This is a genomic window from Nonomuraea wenchangensis (assembly GCF_900111685.1).
Taxonomy (GTDB): Bacteria; Actinomycetota; Actinomycetes; order Streptosporangiales; family Streptosporangiaceae; genus Nonomuraea; species Nonomuraea wenchangensis.
On sequence record NZ_FOHX01000001.1, the window covers coordinates 362,742 to 386,159 of the forward strand.

26 protein-coding genes are annotated in these 23,418 nt (G+C 73.1%); 10 read left to right on the top strand and 16 right to left on the bottom strand.

The features are described 5' to 3' along the window. Positions 1-336, bottom strand: a complete 336-nt coding sequence (gene hisI / locus BMW85_RS01770; protein ID WP_091075962.1) for a phosphoribosyl-AMP cyclohydrolase — start codon at positions 334-336, stop codon at positions 1-3. 48 nt (positions 337-384) lie between these two features. Beyond that, on the bottom strand, positions 385-747 hold the full coding sequence (locus tag BMW85_RS01775) for an STAS domain-containing protein (RefSeq protein WP_091075964.1): 363 nt from the start codon (positions 745-747) through the stop codon (positions 385-387). A gap of 171 nt (positions 748-918) precedes the next feature. Here BMW85_RS01775 and BMW85_RS01780 point away from each other — a divergent pair, with 171 nt between their 5' ends. Further along, positions 919-1,287 carry an ATP-binding protein gene (locus BMW85_RS01780; RefSeq protein ID WP_177240452.1) on the top strand — a complete coding sequence of 123 codons (369 nt, stop codon included), beginning with the start codon at positions 919-921 and terminating at the stop codon, positions 1,285-1,287. On the opposite strand, the gene BMW85_RS01785 is transcribed toward BMW85_RS01780, so the two are convergent. Then, positions 1,288-3,069, bottom strand: coding sequence for an ABC transporter ATP-binding protein (locus tag BMW85_RS01785; RefSeq protein WP_091075969.1), 1,782 nt, complete (start codon positions 3,067-3,069; stop codon positions 1,288-1,290). Continuing rightward, entirely contained in the window at positions 3,066-4,904 is a 1,839-nt protein-coding gene (locus BMW85_RS01790) for an ABC transporter ATP-binding protein (protein WP_245774605.1), read from the bottom strand. Before BMW85_RS01790 ends, BMW85_RS01785 begins: the two co-directional genes overlap by 4 nt. A gap of 117 nt (positions 4,905-5,021) precedes the next feature. Here BMW85_RS01790 and BMW85_RS01795 point away from each other — a divergent pair, with 117 nt between their 5' ends. The 3 genes from BMW85_RS01795 (at position 5,022) to BMW85_RS01800 (ending at position 7,410) form a co-directional block, all read left to right on the top strand. After that, positions 5,022-5,651 (top strand): TIGR03085 family metal-binding protein, encoded by a 630-nt coding sequence (locus BMW85_RS01795; RefSeq protein ID WP_091075973.1) that lies wholly within the window; start codon positions 5,022-5,024, stop codon positions 5,649-5,651. Positions 5,652-5,825: 174 nt separating this feature from the next. Then, positions 5,826-5,987, top strand: coding sequence for a cytochrome c family protein (locus BMW85_RS49185; RefSeq protein WP_020543816.1), 162 nt, complete (start codon positions 5,826-5,828; stop codon positions 5,985-5,987). Between the two features lie 61 nt (positions 5,988-6,048). Continuing rightward, positions 6,049-7,410, top strand: coding sequence for a glutamine synthetase family protein (locus BMW85_RS01800; RefSeq protein WP_091075976.1), 1,362 nt, complete (start codon positions 6,049-6,051; stop codon positions 7,408-7,410). A gap of 31 nt (positions 7,411-7,441) precedes the next feature. Here BMW85_RS01800 and hisF read toward each other — a convergent pair whose 3' ends face one another. Genes hisF through hisD form a run of 9 tightly spaced genes read right to left on the bottom strand, consistent with a single transcriptional unit; the run spans position 7,442 to position 13,505 of the window. Further along, entirely contained in the window at positions 7,442-8,203 is a 762-nt protein-coding gene (hisF, locus tag BMW85_RS01805) for an imidazole glycerol phosphate synthase subunit HisF (RefSeq protein WP_091075979.1), read from the bottom strand. Further along, positions 8,200-8,610 (bottom strand): Rid family hydrolase, encoded by a 411-nt coding sequence (locus BMW85_RS01810; RefSeq protein WP_091075981.1) that lies wholly within the window; start codon positions 8,608-8,610, stop codon positions 8,200-8,202. The genes hisF and BMW85_RS01810 overlap by 4 nt, the downstream gene beginning before the upstream one ends. Positions 8,611-8,630: 20 nt before the next feature. Then, positions 8,631-9,353 (bottom strand): bifunctional 1-(5-phosphoribosyl)-5-((5-phosphoribosylamino)methylideneamino)imidazole-4-carboxamide isomerase/phosphoribosylanthranilate isomerase PriA, encoded by a 723-nt coding sequence (gene priA, locus BMW85_RS01815; protein WP_091075983.1) that lies wholly within the window; start codon positions 9,351-9,353, stop codon positions 8,631-8,633. A 4-nt stretch (positions 9,354-9,357) separates the two neighbouring features. After that, complete coding sequence (locus BMW85_RS01820; protein WP_091075986.1) at positions 9,358-9,687, bottom strand: hypothetical protein; 330 nt, start codon at positions 9,685-9,687, stop codon at positions 9,358-9,360. A gap of 27 nt (positions 9,688-9,714) precedes the next feature. Beyond that, entirely contained in the window at positions 9,715-10,350 is a 636-nt protein-coding gene (gene hisH / locus BMW85_RS01825; RefSeq protein WP_218155658.1) for an imidazole glycerol phosphate synthase subunit HisH, read from the bottom strand. Beyond that, the gene (locus BMW85_RS49190) at positions 10,347-10,502 is read right to left on the bottom strand and encodes a CG2302 family histidine operon protein (protein ID WP_177240453.1); all 156 of its coding nucleotides are present in this window, start codon (positions 10,500-10,502) and stop codon (positions 10,347-10,349) included. The genes hisH and BMW85_RS49190 overlap by 4 nt, the downstream gene beginning before the upstream one ends. Beyond that, on the bottom strand, positions 10,499-11,092 hold the full coding sequence (gene hisB / locus BMW85_RS01830; RefSeq protein WP_091075992.1) for an imidazoleglycerol-phosphate dehydratase HisB: 594 nt from the start codon (positions 11,090-11,092) through the stop codon (positions 10,499-10,501). Before hisB ends, BMW85_RS49190 begins: the two co-directional genes overlap by 4 nt. After that, positions 11,089-12,174 (bottom strand): histidinol-phosphate transaminase, encoded by a 1,086-nt coding sequence (locus BMW85_RS01835; protein ID WP_091077118.1) that lies wholly within the window; start codon positions 12,172-12,174, stop codon positions 11,089-11,091. Before BMW85_RS01835 ends, hisB begins: the two co-directional genes overlap by 4 nt. Positions 12,175-12,182: 8 nt before the next feature. Next, positions 12,183-13,505 (bottom strand): histidinol dehydrogenase, encoded by a 1,323-nt coding sequence (hisD, locus tag BMW85_RS01840; protein WP_091075994.1) that lies wholly within the window; start codon positions 13,503-13,505, stop codon positions 12,183-12,185. Positions 13,506-13,883: 378 nt separating this feature from the next. Between hisD and BMW85_RS01845 the strand changes: the two genes are divergently transcribed. The 3 genes from BMW85_RS01845 to BMW85_RS01855 all read left to right on the top strand — a co-directional run bounded on the left by BMW85_RS01845 (position 13,884) and on the right by BMW85_RS01855 (position 16,719). Beyond that, positions 13,884-14,096, top strand: a complete 213-nt coding sequence (locus BMW85_RS01845) for a hypothetical protein (RefSeq protein ID WP_091075996.1) — start codon at positions 13,884-13,886, stop codon at positions 14,094-14,096. 30 nt (positions 14,097-14,126) lie between these two features. Beyond that, entirely contained in the window at positions 14,127-15,131 is a 1,005-nt protein-coding gene (ligD, locus tag BMW85_RS01850) for a non-homologous end-joining DNA ligase (RefSeq protein ID WP_091075999.1), read from the top strand. Between the two features lie 118 nt (positions 15,132-15,249). After that, on the top strand, positions 15,250-16,719 hold the full coding sequence (locus tag BMW85_RS01855; protein WP_143082066.1) for a trypsin-like serine peptidase: 1,470 nt from the start codon (positions 15,250-15,252) through the stop codon (positions 16,717-16,719). Between the two features lie 6 nt (positions 16,720-16,725). Here BMW85_RS01855 and BMW85_RS01860 read toward each other — a convergent pair whose 3' ends face one another. Next, a complete protein-coding gene (locus tag BMW85_RS01860; protein ID WP_245774554.1) occupies positions 16,726-17,856 on the bottom strand; it encodes an MFS transporter in 1,131 nt (376 codons plus the stop codon). 55 nt (positions 17,857-17,911) lie between these two features. Between BMW85_RS01860 and BMW85_RS01865 the strand changes: the two genes are divergently transcribed. Next, the gene (locus BMW85_RS01865; RefSeq protein ID WP_091076004.1) at positions 17,912-18,652 is read left to right on the top strand and encodes an AraC family transcriptional regulator; all 741 of its coding nucleotides are present in this window, start codon (positions 17,912-17,914) and stop codon (positions 18,650-18,652) included. 59 nt (positions 18,653-18,711) lie between these two features. Next, a complete protein-coding gene (ybaK, locus tag BMW85_RS01870; RefSeq protein ID WP_091076007.1) occupies positions 18,712-19,167 on the top strand; it encodes a Cys-tRNA(Pro) deacylase in 456 nt (151 codons plus the stop codon). Here ybaK and BMW85_RS01875 read toward each other — a convergent pair whose 3' ends face one another. Together BMW85_RS01875 and murA are read right to left on the bottom strand one after the other, a co-directional pair. Continuing rightward, positions 19,168-21,426 carry a transglycosylase domain-containing protein gene (locus BMW85_RS01875; protein ID WP_091076009.1) on the bottom strand — a complete coding sequence of 753 codons (2,259 nt, stop codon included), beginning with the start codon at positions 21,424-21,426 and terminating at the stop codon, positions 19,168-19,170. Positions 21,427-21,478: 52 nt separating this feature from the next. Next, positions 21,479-22,789: a UDP-N-acetylglucosamine 1-carboxyvinyltransferase gene (gene murA / locus BMW85_RS01880; protein ID WP_245774555.1), complete on the bottom strand. Its 1,311-nt coding sequence runs from the start codon at positions 22,787-22,789 to the stop codon at positions 21,479-21,481. Between the two features lie 62 nt (positions 22,790-22,851). Here murA and BMW85_RS01885 point away from each other — a divergent pair, with 62 nt between their 5' ends. Further along, the gene (locus tag BMW85_RS01885; protein WP_091076012.1) at positions 22,852-23,409 is read left to right on the top strand and encodes a hypothetical protein; all 558 of its coding nucleotides are present in this window, start codon (positions 22,852-22,854) and stop codon (positions 23,407-23,409) included. Positions 23,410-23,418 lie beyond the last annotated feature (9 nt).

A 23,418-nucleotide genomic window follows, 5' to 3' on the forward strand; every position in this document is an offset into this window, starting at 1 on the left:
CTAGCCGAGCACGTCGACGTCGAAGCAGGTGCGGTCGCCGGTGTGGCAGGCCGCGCCCACCTGGTCGACCCGGACGAGCAGGGTGTCGCCGTCGCAATCGAGCGCCACCGACTTGACGTGCTGGACGTGGCCGGAGGTGTCGCCCTTCACCCAGAACTGCCCGCGGCTGCGCGACCAGTAGGTGGCCCGGCCGGTGGTCAGCGTGCGGTGCAGCGCCTCGTCGTTCATCCAGGCCAGCATCAGCACTTCGCCGGTGTCGTACTGCTGGGCGATGGCGGGGACGAGGCCCTCGGGGTTGCGCTTCAGCCGGGCGGCGATCTCCGGATCCAGGGACATGTGTTCCATTCAACCAGCCCTGGGGCCGGCCCCCGCCATCGCCGTCGCTCAGGCGAGGGCCTGGGAGAGCGTGTCGTAGATGGGGAACAGCGGCGCGAGGTTGGTCCTGCGCAGCCGCCGCAGCACCTGGCCGTCGGGCGCGACGAGCGCCATCGAGCCGTCGCGCTCGCGCAGCGCGGCGAGCTGGCGCACGAGGACGCCGAGCCCCGTCGTGTCGATGAACGTCAGCCCGCTCAGATCGACGACCAGGCGCGGTCCGGGGGCTCGCGCGGCCTCGGCCGCCGCCTCGCCCAGGCAGGCGCGCACCCGCGTGGCGTTGTCCACGTCGACCTCCCCGGACAGGCTCACCACCACGAGCTCGCCGCAGCGGCGCCGCGTCATCTCCAGCACGCCGGCGCTCACGTCGTTCATGACCCCTCCCCTGGGCGGTCCCCCGCCGAAAAGGTACACCGCACAGGGCGGCGTCACCGTGAGTTTTGCAGAGAATGCGCTACGTGATGGCGAGCCGCCGGGTATTTTCGTGCCCGGCGCGTGCTAGGGAGGGACGTCCCGGGGTGGGCGATGTGTAGGCAGGTGCTTGGCGTGGTCTTCGCGCGCGGGCACATCACGTCCCTGCGCAGGACGGTCGCCGAGCACGCCGCCCGCGAAGGGCTGGCCGGGCCGCGGCTGGAGGACTTCGTGCTGGCGGTCAACGAGATCACCACGAACGCCGTGGTGCACGGCGGCGGGCGCGGCACGCTGCGTCTCTGGTCGCAGGCCGGCCGGCTGTGGTGCGAGGTCTCCGACGAGGGCCCGGGGCTTCCGCCGGGCTGGACGGCCGCCGAGCGCCCGCCCGCCGGCCTGGAGAGCGGCGGGCGAGGGCTGTGGCTGACGCGGACGTTGTGCGACCAGGTGATGATCGTGTCCGGGCCCCGCGGCACGACCGTGACGTTCGCCTCGGGGCCCGGCTGATCAGGAACGGGCGGCCGAGACCCAGGAGGCGTGCAGGTCGGCGTACACCCCGGGCTGCCCCACGAGCTCGGCGTGCGGGCCGCGCTGCACCAGCCGCCCGGCGTCGAAGACCAGCACCTCGTCGGCGTTCTCGGCCGTGGACAGGCGGTGGGCGATCGAGACGGCGGTGCGCCCGCGGGTGACGCCCTCCAGGGCGCGGGCCAGGCGCACCTCGGTGGCCGGGTCCACGGCCGAGGTGGCCTCGTCGAGCAGCAGCAGGTCGGGGTCGGCGAGGTAGGCGCGGGCCAGGGCGACGAGCTGGCGCTCGCCCGCCGACAGCGACTCGCCGCGCTGGCCGACGGGCGTGTCGAGGCCCGCGGGCAGTCCCTCCAGCCAGTCGGCGAGGCCCAGCTCGGTCAGCGCCAGCGCGATCTCCTCGCGGGTCGCCGACGGCTTGCCGTAGCGGATGTTCTGCTCCAGCGTGCCGTCGAACAGGAAGCCGTCCTGCGGGACCATGACGATGCGCTCGCGCAGCGAGGAGAAACGTACGTCGCGCAGGTCGTGGCCGTCCACGGTGACGCGGCCCGCGACGGGGTCCATCAGCCGGGTCAGCAGCTTGGCGAACGTGGTCTTGCCCGAGCCGGTCTCCCCCACGATCGCGACCCGCGAGCGCGGCGGGATCCGCACCGAGACCTCGCGCAGCACGGGCGCGCCGCCCGGGTAGGCGAAGTCCACGTCCTCGAAGGCGACGGAGATCGGGCCGCGGGGCAGCTCGACGCCCTTGGGGCCGGGGTCGGCCACGTCGGGCGGGGTGTCGAGGACGCCGAGGATGCGCCGCCACCCGGCGACCGCGTTCTGGGCCTCGTTCAGCACCTCGGTGGCGGTCTGGAGCGGCGAGACGAAGAGCGTGACGAGGAAGAGGAAGGCCACGAGCCGGCCCTGCGAGATGTCGCCGGACAGGCCGAGCCGTACGCCGAGCAGGACGATCCCGGCGATGGCGACGGCGGCCACGATCTCGGTCAGCGGGAAGACGAAGCCGACGATGGTCTGCGCCCTGGTCTGGGCGGCCCGGTTGGCGTTGACGGCCTTGTCGACGCGCTCGGCGGTGCGGCGCTCGGCGGCGTAGGCGCGGATGACGGCGGCGCCGACGACGGACTCGCTGACCGCGGCCAGCATGTCGCCGGTGCGCTCGCGCACCACCGTGTACGCCCGCGACAGCAGCCGCTGGAAGCGCGGCAGGGCGATCATCAGCGGGATGAAGCAGATCCACACCAGCAGCGTGAGCTGCCAGGAGTAGACGAGCATGAGCACGGTGGCCACGAAGAGCTGCCCCAGCGACACGATGATCATCAGCCCGCCCCACTGCATGAACGAGCTGATCTGGTCGATGTCGTTGGTGACGCGCGAGACCAGGGCGCCGCGGCGCTCGGAGTTCTGGGTGAGCACCGACAGGTCGTGCACGTGCCGGAAGCCGCGTACGCGCAGGGTGGCCAGCGACGACTCGGTGGCCTTGTAGAGACGGACGTTCATGACGTACGCGGCCAGCGCCGTCAGCAGCACGGCGGCGGCGCACACGACCACGGCCCAGGTGATGTACGCGACGTCCGGCCTGCCGGACTTGAGCCCCTGGTCGATGGTCTGCTGGACGGCGATCGGCACGATGATCTTGCCGACCGTGGCGACGACGGCGAGGGCCAGCGTGACCCCGAGCCCCTTGCGGAACTCGGGCGTGAGCGACAGCCCCTGCCGGACGGTGGCCAGCGCGGAGCGTTCGGCGTTGCCGTGGATGCCCTGGACCGTCATGCGCTGACCTCTTCTTCCTCGCCGGCGATCTCTTTCTCGATCTCTTCCTCCAGCTCCTCCCCGGTGACGCCCGCGACCTCGATCGCGGCGCGCTCGGCCTCCTCGCGCTCGTAGGCCGTCACGAGGTTGCGGTAGCCCGCGCAGCGCTCGATGAGCTCCTCGTGCGGGCCGCGGTCCACGACCCGGCCGTGGTCGAGGTAGACGACCTCGTCGGCGAGCGCGATCGTGGCCATGCGGTAGGCGACCACCACGACGGTGGAGGCCTCGGCGGCGTCCCGCAGGCCGTAAAGGATCTTGGCCTCGACCTGGGGATCGACGCTGCTGGTCGCGTCGTCGAGCACGAGCAGGCGGGGGCGGCGCACGACCGCGCGGGCCAGCGCGACGCGCTGGCGCTGGCCGCCGGACAGGGACGCGCCCCGCTCGCCGACCCGCGTGTCCAGCCCCTCGGGCAGCCGGGCCACGAAGCCGTCGGCCTGGGCCAGCCGGAGCGCGGCCCACACGTCCTCGTCGGGGGTGTCGAGGTTGAGCGCGACGTTGCCGCGTACGGTGTCGTCGAACAGGAACGTCTGCTGGGGCACCAGGGCCGCCGAGGAGGCGACCGCGCCGTAGGCCAGCTCGCGCAGGTCGGCGCCGTCGAGCAGGACCGCGCCCCGGTCGGGGTCGACGAGCCTGACGAGCAGTTGCACCAGCGTGGACTTGCCCGCGCCGGTCGGCCCGACGATCGCGACGGTACGCCCGGCGGGCACCTCGAAGGCGACGTCGTGCAGCACCTCGGCCTCGCCGTAGGCGTAGGAGACGCCGCGCACCTCCAGGGCGGCGGGCCCGGCCTCCTGCGCGGCGGCCTCCCGCGTGCCGTAGTCCATGGAGCCGGTGGCGTCCAGCACGGCCTGCACCCGCTGCCAGCCGACGACGCTGCGCGGCAGCTCGGCCAGCACCCAGCCGAGCGCCCTGATCGGGAAGGCCAGCAGCGTGAACAGGTAGGCGACCTGCACCAGGTCGCCCGAGCCGATGGCGCCGCCGGACAGCCGCATCGCGCCGACGGCGAGGACCGCGAGCACGCCCAGCGTGGGCAGCGCCTCCAGCATCGGGTCGAACAGGCCGCGCACCCGCCCGACGGCGATGTTGGCGTCGCGCAGCTCGTGGGCGCGGCGCTGGAAGCGCTCGGTCTCCAGGTCCTCCCTGCCGAGGGTCTTGACGACGAGCGCGCCGTCGAAGCTCTCGTGCGCGATCTCGCTGACCTCGGCGCGCAACTGCTGGGCGCGGGTGGCCAGCGGGCTGAGCCGGCGCTGGTAGACGAGGTTGAGCACGGCGATGGCCGGGAAGATCAGGAAGCCCACCAGGGCCAGCACGAGATCGGTGAACACCATCGCCACGGCCGCGGTGACCAGCATGACGATCACGCCGACGGCCATGGGCAGCGGCGCGAGCGGGGCCCAGGCGGCCTCGGCGTCGGCGCTGGCGTTCGACAGGAGCTGGCCGGTGGGGTGCCGGTGGTGCCAGGACAGCGGCAGCCGGAGGTACTGCTTGGTGACGTCCCTGCGGGACCTGGCCTGCATGCGGTACTGCATGACGCCCGCCAGGATGCGCCGGCCGGCCACACCCAGCGCCTTGAGCAGCGCGGTGCCCAGGATGAAGCCCGCGCCGGCCCACAGCGCGCCGGCGCCGACCCGGCCCTCGGCGAAGGCGGGCAGCACCACGTTCTCGGTGGCCCAGCCGAGCGCCCACGCGGAGGCGACGGTCATGCCCCCGTAGACCGCGCTGGCCAGCACGGCGAGGGCGAAGACGGCCTTCTCGGTACGGACGGCCACCCCAAGGACCCGCAGTCCTTGACGCATGACGGCCGAGGTGACCTTGCTCGCCACCGGTTGGCCTCCCTCTATTCAACGGTATTTACACGCAAGTCACTACATCACCCCTGATCCTGCTGTTATTCCCGTGGGTAGGGTGGTCACGTGACGTATGCCCGCGACGAGCGCAACGCGCTGTGTGACCTGCTCGACCGGGTCGGCCCCGACGCGCCGACCCTGTGCACGGGCTGGACCACCTACGACCTGGCCGCCCACCTGGCGGTGCGCGAGCGCCGCCCGGACGCGATGCCCGGCATCGCGGTCAAGGCGCTGTCCGGCTACACCGCCTCCGTCATGGCTGCCATGAAGGCCAGACATCCCTATCCCGAGCTGGTCGGCATCGTCCGGCAGCCCGGCGGCGTCTACGGCCTGGCCCGCTTCCTCGACGAGACCGTCAACACGATCGAGCTGTTCGTCCACCACGAGGACGTACGCCGCGCCCAGCCCGCGTGGGAGCCCCGCGACCTGCCCGCCGGCCTCGACCGCCTCCTGTGGCAGCGGGTCTCGGCCGGCGCCCGGCTCATGCTGCGCCGCTCGCCGGTCGGCGTCGTGCTGCACCGCCTCGGCGGCGGCGTGACGCTCGGCGGCCCGCGCCAGGGACCTCGGGTCGAGGTCACCGGCACCGCCTCCGAGCTGTTGATGTTCTGCTTCGGCCGCCAGGAGCACGCCCGGGTGGAGCTCACGGGAGACCCCGAGGCGGTCGCCCGGGTGCGCTCGGCGACCCTGGGGATCTAGCCGCCGGTCAAGCAGAAGTCCCGGCCCAGTAGGGGCTCGCATGAGCATTCGAGCCCGTACCATGGCAGAGGAAAGAAGCCCCCCGGTTATGATCATGAACATCTTCGCCGTGGATGCCAGTGATCGCCCAGATCCGGGTATATACGGCTGGGAATGGACTGCAGGAGGCCCCCCATGCAGGTCAAGAAGGTGATCACCTACGTGGCTATCGCGTTCGTGGTCTTCTACCTGTTCACCCGGCCGGCCCAAGCCGCCGACGCGGTGAACGGTGTGATCAACGGAATCTTCCAAGGAGCCGATCAGTTGGCCGTGTTCTTCTCACAGGTTCTGACGTAACCCGCCCTTCTGTCTGCGCCGGGTGCTTCCCCGCAGTGCCCGATCGTGTTACGCAGGCAGGATGAGAGATCGCCCCAGCGGCATCAGGACCAGCCAGCTCGACCCCCACGCACGGCGCATTCTCGAACGGGCCGAGCTGGAGGGCATCGAGCTGATCCGCTTCTTGTACGCCGATCACGGTGGCGTGATCCGTGGCAAGGCGGCGTCCAGGTCGCGGCTGGCCGAACGCCTCGGCACGGGCATCGGGCACACGGTGGCCATGATGGCGATGAACATGCTCGACCAGCTCCAGGACGTCGAGCAGCTGGGCCCGGTGGGCGAGGTCCGCATCGTCCCCGACCCGGCCACCTACGTCCCGCTGCCCCATGCCCCAGGCGCGGCCGCCATGCTGTCGGACCTCCGCAGGCCCGACGGCTCGCCCTGGGAGGCGTGCGCGCGGACGTTCCTCAAGGACGCGATCGCCGAGCTCGCCACGGAGGGTTACACGCTGGTCGCGGCGTTCGAGCCGGAGTTCACGCTCGGACGCCGGCTGCCCGACCCCACGGGCGGCCCCGACCGGCTGGTCCCGCTCGACGACTCGCTGTGCTACGCCAACATCGGGTTCGACACGGCCCACGACTACGCCGTCAAGCTCGTCCGGGCGCTGGAGACGCAGGGCCTGCGCGTCGAGCACTACCACCCGGAGCTCGGGCCCGGCCAGCAGGAGCTGTCGATCCGGCACGCGCCCGCGCTGCGGGCCGCCGACAACCACGTGCTGTTCCGCGAGACCGCGCGCGGCGTGGCCATGCGGATGCAGATGTGGGCCACGCTGGCGCCCAAGCCGCTGGCCGACCAGGCGGGCAACGGCGCCCACCTGCACCTGTCCCTGTGGGACGACAAGGTCAACGTCTTCGGCGAGGACAACGACGTGCGCGCCGCCTTCATCGGCGGGCTCCTCGCCCACCTGCCCGGCCTCACCGCGCTCACCTGCGGCAGCGTCAACAGCTTCCGCCGGCTGGCGCCGCGCACCTGGGCCGGAGCGTACGCGGTCTACGGGCCGGACAACCGCGAGGCCGCGGTCCGCGTGTGCTCCGCGCTCGGCGAGAGCGGCGAGCCCAACCTGGAGCTGAAGACGTCGGACTCCTCGGCGAACCCCTATCTGTCGCTGGGCGCGGTCATCCACGCCGGCCTCGACGGCATCCGGCGCGGGCTCGACCCCGGCGAGCCGGTCGGCGTCGATCCCGACACGCTGCCGGGCCGCTACCCGCGCCTGCCGGCCTCGCTCGGCGAGGCGCTCGACGCGCTGGAGGCCGACGAGGTGCTGATGGAGGCGCTCGGGCCGCTGCGGCGCCGCGCGTACGTGGCGGTCAAGCGGTCGGAGGCGGCCGCGTTCGCCGCCCACGACACCGCCTACGAGCTGTACCACCACGTGCGCGCCTTCTGACCTGACACGTCACGTGGTGGCCCCCAGCGGGTCAGCGGACCGGGTGGCCCGCCATCCGCAGTGTGTCCTTCACCTCGGAGATCTTCAGCGTGCCGAAGTGGAAGACCGACGCCGCGAGGACGGCGTCGGCGCCCGCCGCCACCGCCGGCGGGAAGTCCTCCAGCCGGCCGGCCCCGCCGCTGGCGATCACCGGCACCCGGACGGCGGCGCGCACCGCCCGCAGCATCTCCAGGTCGTAGCCGTCGAGCGTGCCGTCGCCGTCCATCGAGTTGAGCAGGATCTCGCCCACGCCCAGCTCCTCGCCGCGCGCCGCCCACTCCACGGCGTCGATGCCGGTGCCGCGGCGCCCGCCGTGCGTGGTCACCTCGAACCCGCTCGGGGTGCCGGGCGCCCGCCGGGCGTCCACCGACAGCACGACGCACTGGGCGCCGAACCGTCGCGACGCCTCGGTCAGCAGCTCCGGCCGGGCGATGGCGGCGGTGTTGAGCGACACCTTGTCGGCGCCGGCCCGCAGCAGCCGGTCGATGTCGTCGACCGAGCGCACCCCGCCGCCGACGGTGAGCGGGATGAACACCTGCTCGGCGGTCCTGCGCACCACGTCGAGCATGGTCTCCCGCTCGCCGGACGAGGCGGTGATGTCGAGGAAGGTCAGCTCGTCGGCGCCCTCCTCGTCATAGCGCCGGGCCAGTTCGACGGGATCGCCCGCGTCGCGCAGGTTCTCGAAGTTGACGCCCTTGACCACACGCCCGGCGTCGACGTCGAGACAGGGGATCACTCGTACCGCTACGGTCATGCTCGCAGTGCCTCGATTTCGATCTCGACCAGCATTCTCGGGTCGACCAGTCCGGCGACCCGTACTCCTGTGCAGGCGGGCCGCACCTTGCCGAAGGCCTCGCCGATGGCCTCGCCGACGACGTCGAAGTGACGCTGCTCGACCACGTAGTAGCGGACCATGACGACGTCCTCGCGGGTGAGCCCGCCCATCAGGACGGCCTCCAGCGCGATGTCGATCGCGGTCAGCGCCTGTGCGTAGGCGTCGCCGACGTGCCGGACCTCTCCCTCGACCGTGGCCGTGCACCCGGACACGATCACCCGCTCCCCGGCGACCACGGCCCGGGCGTAGCCGTATCTCTCCTCCCAGATGCCTCCGGAGAAGATCCTCGGACCGGTGTTCTGCATGCCGTCGCTGCTGACGCTCATTCCGTCCCCTCCCGGCGGAGCTACACGCGTACCGCGGCCAGCGCGTTCTCCAGTGTGAACGCGTGAGCGTAGAGGGCCTTCCCGACTATGGCCCCCTCCACTCCGTCCGGAACGAGAGAAGCCAGTGCGAGCAGGTCATCGAGGCTGGAGACGCCGCCACTGGCGATGACCGGTTTGTCAGTGCGTGCGCAGATTTGCCGGTAAAGGTCAAGGTTGGGGCCTTGGAGCATGCCGTCCTTGGTGACGTCGGTGACGACGTAGCGGGGGCAGCCGTCGGCCTCCAGCCGGTCGAGCACCTCCCACAGGTCACCGGCGTCCTGGGTCCAGCCACGCGCGGCCAGCGTCGTGCCCCGCACGTCCAGGCCCACCGCGATGCGGTCGCCGTGCTCGGCGATGATCTTGCGGCACCACTCGGGCTTCTCCAGCGCGGCGGTGCCGATGTTGACCCGGCGGCAGCCGGTGGCCAGGGCGGCGGCCAGGGTGGCGTCGTCGCGGATGCCGCCGGACAGCTCCACGTTGACGTCCAGCCGGCCGATCAGCTCCGCGATCAGCTCGCGGTTGTCCCCCCGGCCGAACGCCGCGTCGAGGTCCACCAGGTGGATCCACTCGGCGCCGGCCTCCTGCCAGGCCAGCGCGGCGGCCAGCGGCGGGCCGTAGCCGGTCTCGGTGCCGGCCTCACCCTGGCTCAGGCGGACGGCCTGGCCGTCCACGATGTCCACGGCGGGCAGCAGTACGAGCGACATTTCTTCAGGTCCTCCGGTCGAAGGCGAGGGTCACGACAACGGGTATGAGCAGCAGGGACAGGACGAGCACCGCGAAACTGACCGCCGGCGAGCCCCACATCAGCCAGGCCAGCGCCTGGACCAGCAGGAAGGCCGCCCCCACCACGACGTTCTGGACGCGGTGGCGGCGGGCGATCAGCCCGCCCTGGCGGCGGACGCGCACCGGGCGCGGCACGAGCCGGGCGAGGAGGGCCCGCCGCCGGGCGCCACGGGCCTGGCGCTCCTCGTTGACGCGCATGGCGCGGGCCCGCTCGGCCTCACGTTCGGCCCGCCGGCGCGCCCGCTCCTTGCTCACCGCTCTCCCGCCCTGGTCGTGTCGTGCTCAGTCGAGGGTCTTGAGCCAGTTGCCCAGCAGCACGGCGCCGGCGTCGCCGGACTTCTCCGGGTGGAACTGGGTGGCCATGAGCGGGCCGTTCTCCACGGCGGCGACGAACGGCACGCCGTGCTCGGCCCAGGTGACGACCGGCTCGGCGAACCCCTCGCCGGCGTGCAGCTCCCACTCGCGCACGCCGTAGGAGTGCACGAAGTAGAAACGGGTCGCGGCGTCGAGCCCGGCGAACAGCACGCTCCCCGCGGGCGCCTTGACGGTGTTCCAGCCCATGTGGGGCAGCACGGGGGCATCCAGCCGCTCGACCGTGCCGGGCCACTCGCCGCAGCCCTGGGTCTCCACGCCGTGCTCGACGCCGCGGGCGAACAGGATCTGCATGCCGACGCAGATGCCCAGCACCGGCCGGCCGCCGGCCAGCCGCCGCCCGACGATCTGCTCGCCGCGCACCGAACGCAGCCCGGCCATGCACGCGGCGAACGCGCCCACGCCGGGCACGACCAGCCCCTCGGCCTCGACCGCCGTGTCGAAGTCGGCGGTCACGGTCACCTCGGCGCCGGCCCTGGCGAGGGCCCGCTCGGCCGAGCGCAGGTTGCCCGAGCCGTAGTCGAGGACGACGACGTTCTTCTTCACCACCACAACACCCCCGCCGTGACCGCCATGACCGCGCCCACGGCGCAGACCGCGGCACCGATCTTGAGACCTTGCTTGAACAGGGAGAATACGCCGCCGGCGAGGAACAGTCCGACGAAGACCAGCACGACGGCGATGGCGTTGCCCGTCACAGCACGCCCTTGGTGCTGGGCACCCCCGTCGCCCGCGGGTCGGGCTCGGACGCCTCGCGCAGCGCCCGCGCCAGCGCCTTGAACTGGGCCTCGACGATGTGGTGGGCGTTGCGCCCGTAGGGGACGTGCACGTGCAGGCAGATCGCGGCCTGGGCGACCAGCGACTCCAGGATGTGACGGGTCATCGTGGTGTCGTAGTCGTGGCCGATCATCGGCGCCATGCCCTCGGGCTCGGTGTGCACGAGGTAGGGGCGGCCGGACAGGTCGACGGTGACCTGGGCGAGGGACTCGTCCAGCGGGCACGACGCGCTGCCGAACCGCCTGATGCCCGACTTGTCGCCCAGCGCCTCGCGGAACGCGGCGCCCAGCGCGAGCGCGGTGTCCTCGATCGTGTGGTGGGAGTCGATGTGCAGGTCGCCCTCGGTCTTGACGGTCAGGTCGAACAGCCCGTGCTTGCCGATCTGGGCCAGCATGTGGTCGAAGAAGCCGACCCCGGTCGCGACCTCCACCTGGCCGGTGCCGTCGAGACCGACCTCCACCAGGACCGAGGTCTCCTTCGTGACGCGCTCCACGCGGCCTACGCGGCTCACAGGACTCCTTCCAGGGCGGCACGGAAGGCCGCCATCTCCTCGCCGGTGCCGATCGACACCCGCAGCCATTCGGGCGGGCCCACCTCACGGATGAGCACGCCCCGCTCCAGCAGCCCCTCCCAGACCGCGCGGCGGTCGGGGAAACGGCCGAACAACACGAAGTTCGCGTCGGAGTCGGCGACCCGCAGCCCCTTGGCGCGCAGCCAGGCCACCGTGTCGTCCCGCTCGCGGCGCAGCGCGTCGACCGTGCCGAGCAGCTCCGCGCGGTGGCGCAGCGCCACCCGCGCCGCCGTCTGGGTGAGCGTCGACAGATGATAAGGCAGCCGCACCAGCAGCAGCGCCTCGATCACCGCGGGGTGCGCGGCGAGGTAGCCGAGACGGGTGCCGGCCATGGCGAACGCCTTGGACATCGTCCGGGTGACGATCAGCCGCGGGTGCTCCGGCAGCAGCGTCAGCGCCGACGGCGTGCCCTCGCGGGCGAACTCGAAGTATGCCTCGTCCACCACGACCATGCCCGGCGCGGCCTTGAGCACGGCCTCGATGACGGGCAGCGGCTGCGCGGTGCCGGTCGGGTTGTTGGGCGAGGTCAGGAAGACGATGTCGGGGCGGTGCTCCTCGATCGCCGCGACCGCCTTGCCGGGGTCGATGGAGAAGTCGTCCTCGCGGCTGGCCCTGATCCACTCGGTGCTGGTGCCGCCGGTGATGATCGGGTGCATCGAGTAGGAGGGCTCGAACCCGATCGCCGTGCGGCCGTGGCCGCCGAACGCCTGCAGGATCTGCTGCAGCACCTCGTTGGAGCCGTTGGCCGCCCACACCTGCCCGGCGGAGAGCCCGTGGCCGAGGTAGCCGGCGAGGTCGGCGCGCAGGGCGAGGGCGTCGCGGTCGGGGTAGCGGTTGAGTTCGACCGCCTGGCGGCGCACCTCCTCGGCGAGGTCGGCGACCAGCTCGGGCGAGGGCGGGTAGGGGTTCTCGTTGGTGTTGAGCCGGACCGGGACGTCGATCTGGGGAGCGCCGTAGGGCGACTTGCCCCTGAGGTCGTCGCGGATGGGCAGGTCGGCGAGCGTCACGTCGCCGGGTTTCATGTCGGGGTTCACTCGGTCGTCTCCGTGGTGGGCACGCGCCAGTCGAAGCGGGCGCGGATGGCGGCGCCGTGGGCGGGCAGGTCCTCGGCGTCGGCCAGGACCGTGACGTGCGCGGCGGAGTGCGCCAGCGCGTCGCGGGTGTAGTCGACGACGTGGATGCCGCGCAGGAACGACTGCACCGACAGACCGCTGGAGTGGCAGGCGCAGCCGCCCGTGGGCAGCACGTGGTTGGAGCCGGCGAGGTAGTCGCCGAGCGAGACCGGCGCGTACGTGCCCACGAAGATCGCGCCGGCGTTGCGCACCCGCGCCGCCACGGCGGCGGCGTCGGCGGTGTGGATCTCCAGGTGCTCGGCGGCGTAGGCGTCGACGACCTTCAGGCCGTCGTCGAGGTCGCTCACCAGCACGATGCCGGACTGCCTGCCGCTCAGTGCCTCGGCGATGCGCGCCGAGTGGCGGGTGGCCGAGACCTGGCCGGGCAGCTCCTTCTCCACGGCGTCGGCCAGCTCGGGGCTGGTGGTGACCAGCACGGCGGCGGCGATCGTGTCGTGCTCGGCCTGGCTGATCAGGTCGGCGGCGACGTGCACCGCGTCGGCGGTGTCGTCGGCGAGGATCGCGATCTCGGTCGGCCCGGCCTCGGAGTCGATGCCGATGCGGCCCTTCAGCAGGCGCTTGGCGGCGGCGACGTAGATGTTGCCCGGCCCGGTGACCAGGGTGGCCGGCGCGCACTCCTCGGTGCCGTAGGCGAACATGGCCACGGCCTGGGCGCCGCCCACGTTGTAGACCTCCTCGACGCCGAGCAGGGCGCAGGCGGCGAGGATCGTGGGGTGCGGCAGCCCGCCGAACTCCTTCTGGGCCGGGCTGGTGACGGCCAGCGAGGGGACGCCCGCCTCTTGGGCGGGGACGACGTTCATGACCACGCTTGAGGGGTAGACCGCCCGGCCGCCGGGGACGTAGAGGCCCACCCGGTCGACAGGGACCCACCGCTCGGTGACCGTGCCGCCCGGCACCACCTGGGTGGTGACGTCGGCGCGCCGCTGGTCGCGGTGGACCAGCCGGGTCCGCCGGATCGACTCCTCCAGCGCCGCGCGCACCCGCGGGTCGAGCTCGGCAAGAGCGCGCTCGATGGCCTCGGCGGGGACGCGGGTGGTGGCGATCTCCACGCCGTCGAACCTGGCGGTCAGCTCCCGTACGGCGGCCACGCCGCGATGGCGCACGTCGTCGCAGATGGGCCGCACCTTCTCCAGGGCGGCCTCGACGTCGAGCTCGGCGCGGGGCAGCACGTCACGCAGGTTCGCCGGGAGGGAACCGCGCATGTCAATACGGGAAATCACCCCCACAGTCTACGGAGTCCGGGCCCCGAATCTCGTTCTGTCCACACTGCGGGACACGGCGGCGGGGCGGGGCGTACGACGGCCGCGGGGCGGCATTCGCCTATACCGCTCCGCGGCCGTCGCCGCCCCGGACCGGGCCTGCCGGGGCGTTCCGCCGTGGCCGCCACGGGGGCGCGGCCACGACTCCGGAGGAAGTTCGGGTTGTGCAGTGCCCCGGGCAACGCGCTTCTAACGCCCGGGCACCGAACTACTTTGTGCTGTTAAAGCTAGCCCTAAGTTATCTTTGCCGCTAGGGACACCCGTTCCGGGCGAGTCAGGAAACATGACGGTCGCTTTTCTATTACATGTCCATTATGTCCAGTCACATACCCTTGCCGCATGGGACAGTGGCGCGGGCCGGACGGCATCCTGGTGGAGGCGATCATCCTTGACGACCGCCCCCTCCTCCGCGTCACCCACAACATCGGCGGCCGGACGTACCTGCGCGGCTACTGCCACAACGTCACCGAGCTGCACCGCCACGGCGTCGACCTGGCCGAACTCGTCGAGGACCGGCCGCTTGACCATCCGGAGACCCCCGGCCGGCCTTGACGATCAAGCGAACGGGGTAATGCACGCACCATGGTGCGGCTGCCGGCCTACGCGCCGATGCTCGCCCAGCTCGGCACCCTGACCTCCGTCCAGGGCGAGGACTGGGCCGTGGAGATGAAATGGGACGGCGTGCGCGCCCTCGCCTACGTGGAGGGCGGCGCCGTCCGCCTGATGTCGCGCAACGGCAAGGACATCACCCCCGCCTACCCCGAGCTCCAGCTCATGGCCGGCGCCACGGACCGCCGCGCCGCCGTGATCGACGGCGAGATCGTCGCCTTCGACGAGGCAGGCCGCCCCAGCTTCGGCGCGCTCCAGCCGCGCATGCACCAGCGCAACCCGGTCGCCGTCGCCGAGCTGGCCAGGGCCGTGCCGGTGACGTTCATGGCCTTCGACATCCTGCACCTGGACGAGACGCCCACCGTCGGCCTGCCCTACAGCGAGCGGCGGCGGCTGCTCGAAAGCGTGCTCACGCCGGGGTTCCGGTGGCAGGTGCCCGTCTCGTTCCCCGACCACGCCGAGCGCGCGCTCGACTCCTCCCGCCGGCTCGGGCTCGAAGGGGTGGTGTGCAAGCGGCTGAACTCGCCGTACCGGCCGGGCCGGCGCAGCACGGAATGGACCAAGATCAAGAACGTCAGCGCCGTCGAGGTCGTCATCGGCGGCTGGCGGCCCGGCGGCGGCCGGCGCTCCGGCACGATCGGCTCGCTGCTGCTCGGCGCGTACGACGAACACGGCCTGCTGCGCTACGTCGGCCACGTCGGCACCGGCTTCACCCAGGCCATGCTCGCCGACCTGCACCAGCGGCTGGCCCCACTGGAGCGGCCCGACCCGCCGTTCGCCGAACCGGTGCCGCGCGAGCACGCCCGCGACGCCCGCTGGACCGAGCCCGTCCTGGTCGGCGAGGTCCAGTACGCCGAGGTCACCGGCGACGGGCTGCTGCGCCACCCGTCCTGGCGCGGCCTGCGCCCCGACCGCTCCCCCGCCGAAGCGGTCACCTCCGAGCTCCTGCCGCGCCCCGGCGACGCCGCCACCGGCTGACCCGGCCGGCCGGGGCCGGACCGATCACGACACGGCCCCCATGACTACGGTTCGTCCTATTCTCGTGACTTAAAGTGACCGAGAGGATCTGCTCCGCACCGACGCGCAGGGGGACACCGTGGCGAGAACGCTGGTCACCACACTGGTCACGGCACTGGCCGCGCTGGGCGGCCTCGCGATCCAGCCGTCGCCCGCCACCACCGGCTCCGCGGGAAGCGGCGCCGCCGTCGCGCAGGTGCGGGCCCGCGCGGAGGCGTCCCCCCTCATGCGCCCCGGCCAGGCCGTCCGCTACTGGACGCCCGCCAGGCAGGCCGAGGCCGGCGCCACCCCCCTGCCCGCCACCCGGCCGCCCCTCGTCCCCGCCTCCGCCAGCCGCCTGCTCAGCGTGCCCGACGGCAAGCGCATCACCCCCGGCGGCGACGCCAACGGCTACGCCCGCGTCCGCCGCCCGTACACCGGGGCCGCGCGCAGCCGCGTCACCGGCCGGCTGTTCTTCGTCAACTCCGGCGGGCAGGGCGACTCCTGCAGCGCGAGCGTCGTCCGCTCGGCGTCCGGGCTGCTCGTCGCGACCGCCGCCCACTGCGTCTACAGCGTCCCCGAAGGGGCCGAGCGCGGGAGGTGGCACAGCCACTTCGCCTTCGTCCCCGCCTACGACGGGCGCGCCACCGACGAGCGGCAGCGCGAACCGTACGGACGCTGGGGCGGGCGCCGCGCCTGGAAACCCGGCGCCTACACCGGCCTGGCCGGCGGCGACTGGAACTCCGTCTACGACTTCGCCCTCATCGAGGTAGGGCGGCGCGAGCGCACCCTCCAGGACGCCGTCGGCGGTGCCCTGACCCCCCTGCGCAGCCAGGGCGGGTGGCACACCGTCATCGCCACCGGCTACCCCGGCGTCCTCGGCAGGAAGCCCTACGACGGCAGGGACCAGCTCTGGTGCCTGGCCCGCACCCAGCCCGCCCGCGCCCTCACCGCCGTCAACGCCGCCACCGTCCCTGCCGCCGTCCCCGCCGCCGGCCCGGCCGGGAAGCTGGAGACGTACAACTGCCACCTGTCCAAGGGCCACAGCGGCGGCCCCTTCGTGGTCAAGGGCACCCGCGACCTCGTCGGCGTGCTGTCGGCCGGCACCGAGGACGGCGAGGCCGACGGCTACTCCGTCGCCAACGCGCTCAACGTCGAGAGCTACGGCGTCATCGTCGGGGAGGCCGACCCGCGCGGCGTGTACGACGCCCTGTCCATCACCGCCACCGGCCCCACCGGCCCCGTCCGCCGCGGCCGGACCGCCACCGTCACCGCCACCGTCACCATGCGCGGCCTCCTGGCCGCCGCCCAGGTGCCGGTCACCTTCCGCGTCCCCGACGGCGCCGCGTTCACCGCCCTCAGCGGCGCCGACTGCGCCCGCACCGCCCGGCAGGCCGCCTGCGCGATCGACACCGTACGGCCGGGCCACCCGGTCCGCCTCACCGCCCGCGTACGCCTCACCGCCGACGCGCCGCGGCAGGTGCCGGTCACCGCGCACGTCGCCGCCACCCGCCTCGACCCGTCGCGGCGCGACAACACCGCGGTGGCCCGCCTCCCGGTCCAGGGCTGAGGCGCCTCACGCGCCGGCCGGCTCCTCCAGCGTGCGCGCCAGCAGCCACGCCAGGACCGGGAAGACGACCAGGCAGGCCAGCGCCACCCGCAGCGAGGACGCCTCCGCGACCGCGCCCACCAGCGGGCTGGTCAGCCCGCCCACGCTCACCGCGAGCCCCAGCGTCACGCCGCCCGCCGTGCCCACCCGGTTCGGCAGGAGATCCTGGCCCAGCGTCACGTGCAGGGAGAACGGGACGTACAAGGCGATCGAGGAGGCGGCCACGAAGACGTACGCGGCCGGCCCCGGCGCGAGCACCACGCCCGCGACCGCCGGGACCGCCGCCGCGTACGCCAGCCGCATCGTCCGCACCCGCCCCCATCGGCCCGCCAGCCGCCCGCCCAGCACCGTCCCGGCCGCACCGCCCGCGAACAGCACGAACAGCGCCACGGCCCCCGCCGCCCCGCCGCCCACGTACAAGGCGACGAACGTGCTCAGGCCCACGTACACGACCGACCGGAACACGATCACCAGCGTCAGCCGCGTGAACGAGCGCCAGTCGTCCCGCCGCCGCACCAGCCCGGCCCCTTCCCGCCGCGTCCCGCCCCCGCCGTCGCCGCCGCCCGTCAGCGCCAGCACCGCGGGCAACGTCACCAGCGCCCCCGCCACCGCCGGCACCGCCAGCAGCGGCGACGCCCCCAGCCCCCACCCCGCCAGCAACGGGGTCACCAGCACCGGAGCCGCCGCGAACCCCAGCGTCCCGCCCAGCGAGAACCAGCTCATCCGCACGTGACTGCCCGCGCTCGCGATCCGCGCCAGCCGCGCCGACTCCGGATGGTAGGCCGCCACCCCCAGCCCGGACAGCGCCACCGCCAGGCAGGTCAGGGCGTACGAGCCGGCCACCCCGCCCACCGCCACCCCCGCCCCGGCCGCCACCATGCTCAACGGGATCAGCCACGGCATCCGCCACCGGTCCGTCAGCAGCCCGAACAGCGGCTGCACGACCGACGACAACAACGTCGCGGCCAGCACCACCCCCGAGACCGCGACGTAGCCGTACCCGCGCTCGGCCACCAGGAAGGGCACCAGGGCGGGCACCGCGCCCTGGTAGAGATCGACGGCCGCGTGCCCGGCGGCCAGCATGGGGACCCTGTTCACACCTCCGATCGTGGCCCCCGCCGCCGGTGGCCTGCTTCCGATAAAGTGCCAACTCATGTCGGAGATCCGCCACCTCGCCGAGGCGCCGACCGGTCGGCGCCCGCTCGCGCCCGGCGGCGGCATCGACGCCCACCGCCACGACACCCACCAGATCGTGTACGCCTGCCGCGGCGTCCTGTCCGTCACCACCGGCGCCGGGGTCTGGGTGGCGCCCGCCAGCCGCGCGATCTGGGTGCCCGCCGGCACCGTCCACGAGCACCGGGCGCACGGCCACACCGAGCTGCGCCTGATCGGCCTCACCGGCAACCCGCTCGCCCTCGACCGCCCCGCCGTCCTCGCCGTGGACCCCCTGCTCCGCGAGCTGATCATCGCCTACACCGGCGAGCCAGGCGACCTCGGGAGCGGCGAGCGCGGGCGGCTGCTGGGGGTGCTGCTCGACCGGTTGCGGCGGGCGCCCGAGCAGGCGTTCCATCTGCCCGCCCCCACCGACCCCCGTCTCGCCGCCGTCTGCGCCGCGCTGGAGCGGGACCCCGCCGACCGCAGGACGCTGGGCGAGCTGGCCGCCGGGGCGGGCGCGAGCGAGCGCACGCTGGCCCGGCTGTTCAGGAACGAGCTCGGCATGAGCTTCCCGCAGTGGCGCACCCAGCTCCGCCTGCACCACGCGCTCCTGCTCCTGGCCGACGGCCTGCCGGTGACCGCGGTGGCGCACCGCTGCGGGTGGGCGTCGGCGAGCGCGTTCATCGACGTGTTCCGGCGGGCCCTGGGGTACACCCCCGGCCGCGTCTTTACATTGTAGATTCGCTACAATCACTTTCTGTGAGCAAAGCGAAAGGCAAAGGCGGCACGCCGGCGACGATGGCCCTCACCAAGGCCAAGGCCGACTTCACGCTCCACCCGTACGACCACGACCCCTCCGCCCAGGCCTACGGCGAGGAGGCCGCCGACGCGCTCGGCATCCCGTACGAGCGCATCTTCAAGACCCTCGTCGCCGAGACCGAGAGCGGCCTCGCGGTGGCCGTGGTGCCGGTGGCCGGCAAGCTCGACCTCAAGGCGCTCGCCCACGCGCTGGGCGGCAAGCGGGCCGCCATGGCCGACGCGGCCAGGGTCGAGCGGGTGACCGGCTACGTCGTCGGCGGCATCAGCCCGCTCGGCCAGCGCAAGCAGCTCCCGACCGTGGTCGACTCCTCCGCGCTCGACTTCCCGACGATCTACTTCTCGGCGGGCAGACGCGGCCTCCAGATCGAGACCGCGCCCGACAACCTCATCACGCTCACCCGCGCCGTCACAGCTCCCATCGGTAAGGCCGGCTGATCAGTGGCGGTGGCGCCGGGGCCAGGGGCGCCGGCCCCAGCCGTCGAGCGGCTCGCGCGGCGGCCACTCCAGTGACGGCACGCCCGGCGTCTGTCCGAGCAGCCACTGGAAGAGCCTGCGGTGCCGGCGGAAGGCCCGGTCGCCGGGCCGCTTCTTCCGCTTCTCCTCCTCGGCCAGCGCCTCCTTGAGCCCGGGCGTGTTGCCGCCGCCGAAGCGGCTCATGTCCGGCGGATGGAACCGCCGGGGCTCGACCGCCCGCAGCGCCGGCCCCATCGACTCCACCCAGATCGGCCCGGGCAACGACGCGCCCTGCACCGCGCCGTAGTATTCGTCGCCGATCTGCACGTCCCGCAGCGGGTAGCGGTAGGAGCCCCGGATGTCGCCGACGCTGACCGCCGCCGCGAGCTGCGGGGTGTAACCGGCGAACCAGGCCGAGGTGTAACCGTTGTTCGTGCCGGTCTTGCCGGCGGCCGGGCGGCCGATGCCCTGCCCCTTCATGGTGCCCTTGTCGAAGACGCCTTCGAGCACGTGGTTGACCGCGTCCGCGACCGGCCGCTCGATGCCCTGCTCGCAGGAGGGCGGCACGTGGGTGCGCTGCCCGTCCCTGCCGACGATCTCGACGATGGCGAGCGGCCGGCAGTAGGTCCCGCGGGCGGCGAACGCCGCGAACGCCGCCGCCACCGTCACCGGGTCCATCTCGTTGATGCCCAGCGTGAACGTCGGCACCTCGCGCAGCGGCGTCCCGTCGGCCCTGGCGATGCCGAGCGCCTTGGCGGTCTTGACCACGTTGCACAGCCCGACCTTGCGCTCCAGCATCATGTAGAAGATGTTCACCGACTTCCAGGTGCCGGTCTCGATGCTGTGCGGGCCGCCCTCGCCCTCACCGCTGGCGTTGAGCACGCGGGTGCCGGGGTCGTTGACCGGCCGGCCCTCGCAGTTGCGGTAGCCCGCGGCGGGCACCAGCGCCCCGGGCGTCTGGAAGCCGTCACCGAACCTCCACCCCTGCCGCAGCGCCGTGGCCAGGGTGAACACCTTGAACGTCGAGCCCGCCTGGAAGCCCTGGCCGCCGCCGTGCGCGACGTCGGCGACCAGGTTGAAGGTGGTCCTGGAGCCGTTCTTGCGGTTGCCGGGGTTGCGGCCGAACCGTTTGCTGGCCGCCATGGCCCGGATCCGGCCGGTGCCCGGCTCGACCATGGCCTCGGCGGCCACCTCGGTGTCCTGGGGGTGGACGTGGCGGCGGATGGCGCGCTCGGCGGCGCGCTGCGCGGTCGGGTCGAGGCTGGTCCTGATCGTCAGGCCGCCCCGGGCCATCCTGGCCCGCCGGATCGACGGCGTGTTGCCGAAGACGGGGTTCGACAGCAGCTCGCGCTGGACGTACAGGCAGTAGAACGGGTAGTCGCTCTGCTCGCAGCCGCCGGGCTCGGGCCGCAGCATGATGCCGAGCGGCGCGCTCTTGGCCGCCGCCGCCTCCTGCTGGCTGATGATCTTCAGCCCGGCCATGCGGTCCAGCACGAGGTCGCGCCGGGCCCGCAGCCGGGTGCGGTGGGCCGAGCCGAGCGAGGGATCGGTCGAGTACGGCATCCGCACCGCCCCCGCCAGCGTGGCCGCCTGGGTCAGCGTCAGCTGGGCGGCCGAGGTGGAGAAGAAGCGGCGGGCCGCCGCCTCCACGCCGTACGCCCCGGCGCCGAAGTAGGCGATGTTGAGATAGCGCTCCAGGATCTCGTCCTTGCGGTACTTGCGCTCCAGCGCCATCGCGAGCCGCAGCTCGGTGATCTTGCGCGCCAGGTTCGGGGCGCGGGCGCGGTCGCGTTCCTCGTCGGTACGCGCGCTCTCCACCAGGATGTTCTTGACGAGCTGCTGCGTCAGCGACGAGCCGCCCTGGCGGATGCCGCCCGCCTGGGTGTTGGTCAGCAGCGCCCGCAGGGTGCCGCGCACGTCGAGGCCGCCGTGCTCGTAGAAGCGGGCGTCCTCGATGGCCACGATGGCCTTGCGCATGACGGGCGAGACCGACGCCAGCGGCACGGCCGTCCTGTTGGCCTCGTAGAACTGCGCGAACGGCCGGCCGTCCCGGTCCAGCAGCCTGGTCACCTGCGCCAGCGGCTCCTCGCGGGGCGCCGCCGGCAGCTGGACGAAGGTGTCGGCGACGTTCTTGGCCGCCAGGCCGCCCCCGCTCACCACGGGCGCGGCCAGCGCCGCCGCCAGCACGCCGCCGAGCGCGCCGGTCAGGGCGAGCGTTCCGGCGGTCCTGAGTACGGTCACTCAAACGATGTGCAACCGGACGATCATCGGCAAACGCCCGAATCCTGCCTCTTTACCGTTGCCTGCGAATGTTCAGACCGAGCGAGGCGAACTGCTCGAACGGCCGGTGGTACCCGCGCTCGATGTGGTGCACCCCGCGCAGCGTGGACGGCCCGTCGGCCACCGCCGCCGCCAGCACCGCCGAGAACCCGGCCCGGATGTCCGGCAGCGTCACGTCGGCGCCCTTGAGCTTGGACACGCCGCGCACGACCGCCGAGTGGCGGGCGTTGGTGTCGTGGTAGCGGCAGGCCGGGCCGCCGAGGCACTGGTCGAAGACCTCGATCTCGCAGCCCATCTTCTGCAGCGCGGGCACGTACACCAGGCGGTTCTCGAAGACCGTCTCGTGCAGCACCGACATGCCCTGGCTCTGCGTGAACAGCACCATGAGCGGCGTCTGCCAGTCGGTCATGAACCCCGGATGCGTGTCGGTCTGCACGGCCGCCGCGCGCAGCCCCTCGGGCGGGGCGGTCGCGCACAGGTACTGGTCGTTGATCTCGAAGTCGGCGCCCATCCTGGCCAGCGTGGTGATGGCGGTGACCAGGCGGTCCTGCGGGCAGCCGTGCACCCGCACCTCTCCCCCGGTCACCAGGCCGGCCGCCAGGTACGAGAACGCCTCGATGCGGTCACCGTTCAGCCAGGTGGAGGCGCCGCGCAGCCGTTCGACGCCCTCGATGACGATCCTGCGGTCGGGCGACAGCTCGATCCGCGCCCCCATCCGCTGCAGGAACAGCGCCAGCTCCACCACCTCGGGCTCCATGGCGGCGTTCTTCAGCACCGTCTTGCCCTCGGCCAGCACCGCCGACATCAGCACCGTCTCGGTCGCGCCCACGCTCGGGTACGGCAGCTCGATCCGGGTGCCGCGCAGCCGTCCCGCCTTGGCGTAGATGCCGCCGTCGCCCACCTCCACCTCGGCGCCCATCGAGCGCAGGGCCTCCACGTGGAAGTTCACCGGCCGCCGCCCGATGGGGTCGCCGCCGACCAGCGGCACGAACGCCTCCCCCGCCAAGTGCAGCAGCGGGCCGAGCATGAGGATCGGGATGCGGTTGAGCCCGGTGAACGCGTCGGGCACCCGCGGCTCGATGTGCGCCCCCGGCTCGATCCTGATCTCCGGCCCGTCGATCCGCACGTGGATGCCGAGCGCCTCCAGCATGGCGGCGGTGATGCCGACCTCGCCCACCTCGGGGGCGTTGTGGATGCTGCTCTCGCCGGTGCCCAGCATGGCGGCGACCATGTGCTTGGACACGCCGTTCTTGGAGCCGCGCACCTCGACGTCCCCCCGGAGCGGGCCGGAGGGCTCAATCAGCCAGACCTCTTCTGCAATCACGAAGCGAGCCTAGCCGGGGGATACCATCGAGTGATTCGGACGCAGATATCAGGGAGCGTGGAGTGACGAGGGAAGTACGCGCCTTCGCGGTAACTGTCCTCGCACTCGCCACACTCGGGATCGGCGCCGGGCTGCTCTGGTCCGCCGTGTCGCCGCGCGCCCCCTACCAGGTCACCGAGCGCGGGCTCGTGCTGGCCGACATCTCCACGCAGGCGCTCATCGCCGCCGACGGCTGGTACGCGGTGATCACCGGCGGGCTCGGGCTGCTCTGCGGCGCGGCCGGCTGGTTCGCCGGGCGGCGGTGGATGCTGGGCGTGCTGGCCGGGCTCGGCGTGGGCGGGAGCGCGGGGGCGGCGCTCACGTACTGGGTCGGCTCGACGTTCACGATCGGGGCCGCCACGGTGGAGGCGGCGGCCGCGCCGGGGGTGAAGATCGTTCCCGGGGCGCTGGCGCTGACCGCGAACGGCGTCGCGGTGTCCTGGCCGCTGCTCGCGGTGGGGCTGTTCGGGCTGCTGGAGGGCATGCACGGCTACCGCGAGTCGCCGCTGCGGCAGCCGTACGGCGAGGACCCGCTCACCGGCCCCGCGGGCGGGCCCCTCGACGGCCCCGGCCGCGGCTAGAGCAGCCGT

What these genes read in the sequence shown, in the direction of transcription:
- hisI (WP_091075962.1), bottom strand. Translation starts at nt 336, where the DNA reads ATGTCCCTGGATCCGGAGATCGCCGCCCGGCTGAAGCGCAACCCCGAG.
- BMW85_RS01775 (WP_091075964.1), bottom strand. Translation starts at nt 747, where the DNA reads ATGAACGACGTGAGCGCCGGCGTGCTGGAGATGACGCGGCGCCGCTGC.
- BMW85_RS01785 (WP_091075969.1), bottom strand. Translation starts at nt 3,069, where the DNA reads ATGACGGTCCAGGGCATCCACGGCAACGCCGAACGCTCCGCGCTGGCC.
- BMW85_RS01790 (WP_245774605.1), bottom strand. Translation starts at nt 4,904, where the DNA reads ATGCGTCAAGGACTGCGGGTCCTTGGGGTGGCCGTCCGTACCGAGAAG.
- BMW85_RS49185 (WP_020543816.1), top strand. Translation starts at nt 5,826, where the DNA reads ATGCAGGTCAAGAAGGTGATCACCTACGTGGCTATCGCGTTCGTGGTC.
- BMW85_RS01800 (WP_091075976.1), top strand. Translation starts at nt 6,049, where the DNA reads ATGAGAGATCGCCCCAGCGGCATCAGGACCAGCCAGCTCGACCCCCAC.
- hisF (WP_091075979.1), bottom strand. Translation starts at nt 8,203, where the DNA reads ATGACCGTAGCGGTACGAGTGATCCCCTGTCTCGACGTCGACGCCGGG.
- BMW85_RS01810 (WP_091075981.1), bottom strand. Translation starts at nt 8,610, where the DNA reads ATGAGCGTCAGCAGCGACGGCATGCAGAACACCGGTCCGAGGATCTTC.
- priA (WP_091075983.1), bottom strand. Translation starts at nt 9,353, where the DNA reads ATGTCGCTCGTACTGCTGCCCGCCGTGGACATCGTGGACGGCCAGGCC.
- BMW85_RS01835 (WP_091077118.1), bottom strand. Translation starts at nt 12,174, where the DNA reads ATGAAACCCGGCGACGTGACGCTCGCCGACCTGCCCATCCGCGACGAC.
- BMW85_RS01845 (WP_091075996.1), top strand. Translation starts at nt 13,884, where the DNA reads ATGGGACAGTGGCGCGGGCCGGACGGCATCCTGGTGGAGGCGATCATC.
- ligD (WP_091075999.1), top strand. Translation starts at nt 14,127, where the DNA reads ATGGTGCGGCTGCCGGCCTACGCGCCGATGCTCGCCCAGCTCGGCACC.
- BMW85_RS01865 (WP_091076004.1), top strand. Translation starts at nt 17,912, where the DNA reads ATGTCGGAGATCCGCCACCTCGCCGAGGCGCCGACCGGTCGGCGCCCG.
- ybaK (WP_091076007.1), top strand. Translation starts at nt 18,712, where the DNA reads ATGGCCCTCACCAAGGCCAAGGCCGACTTCACGCTCCACCCGTACGAC.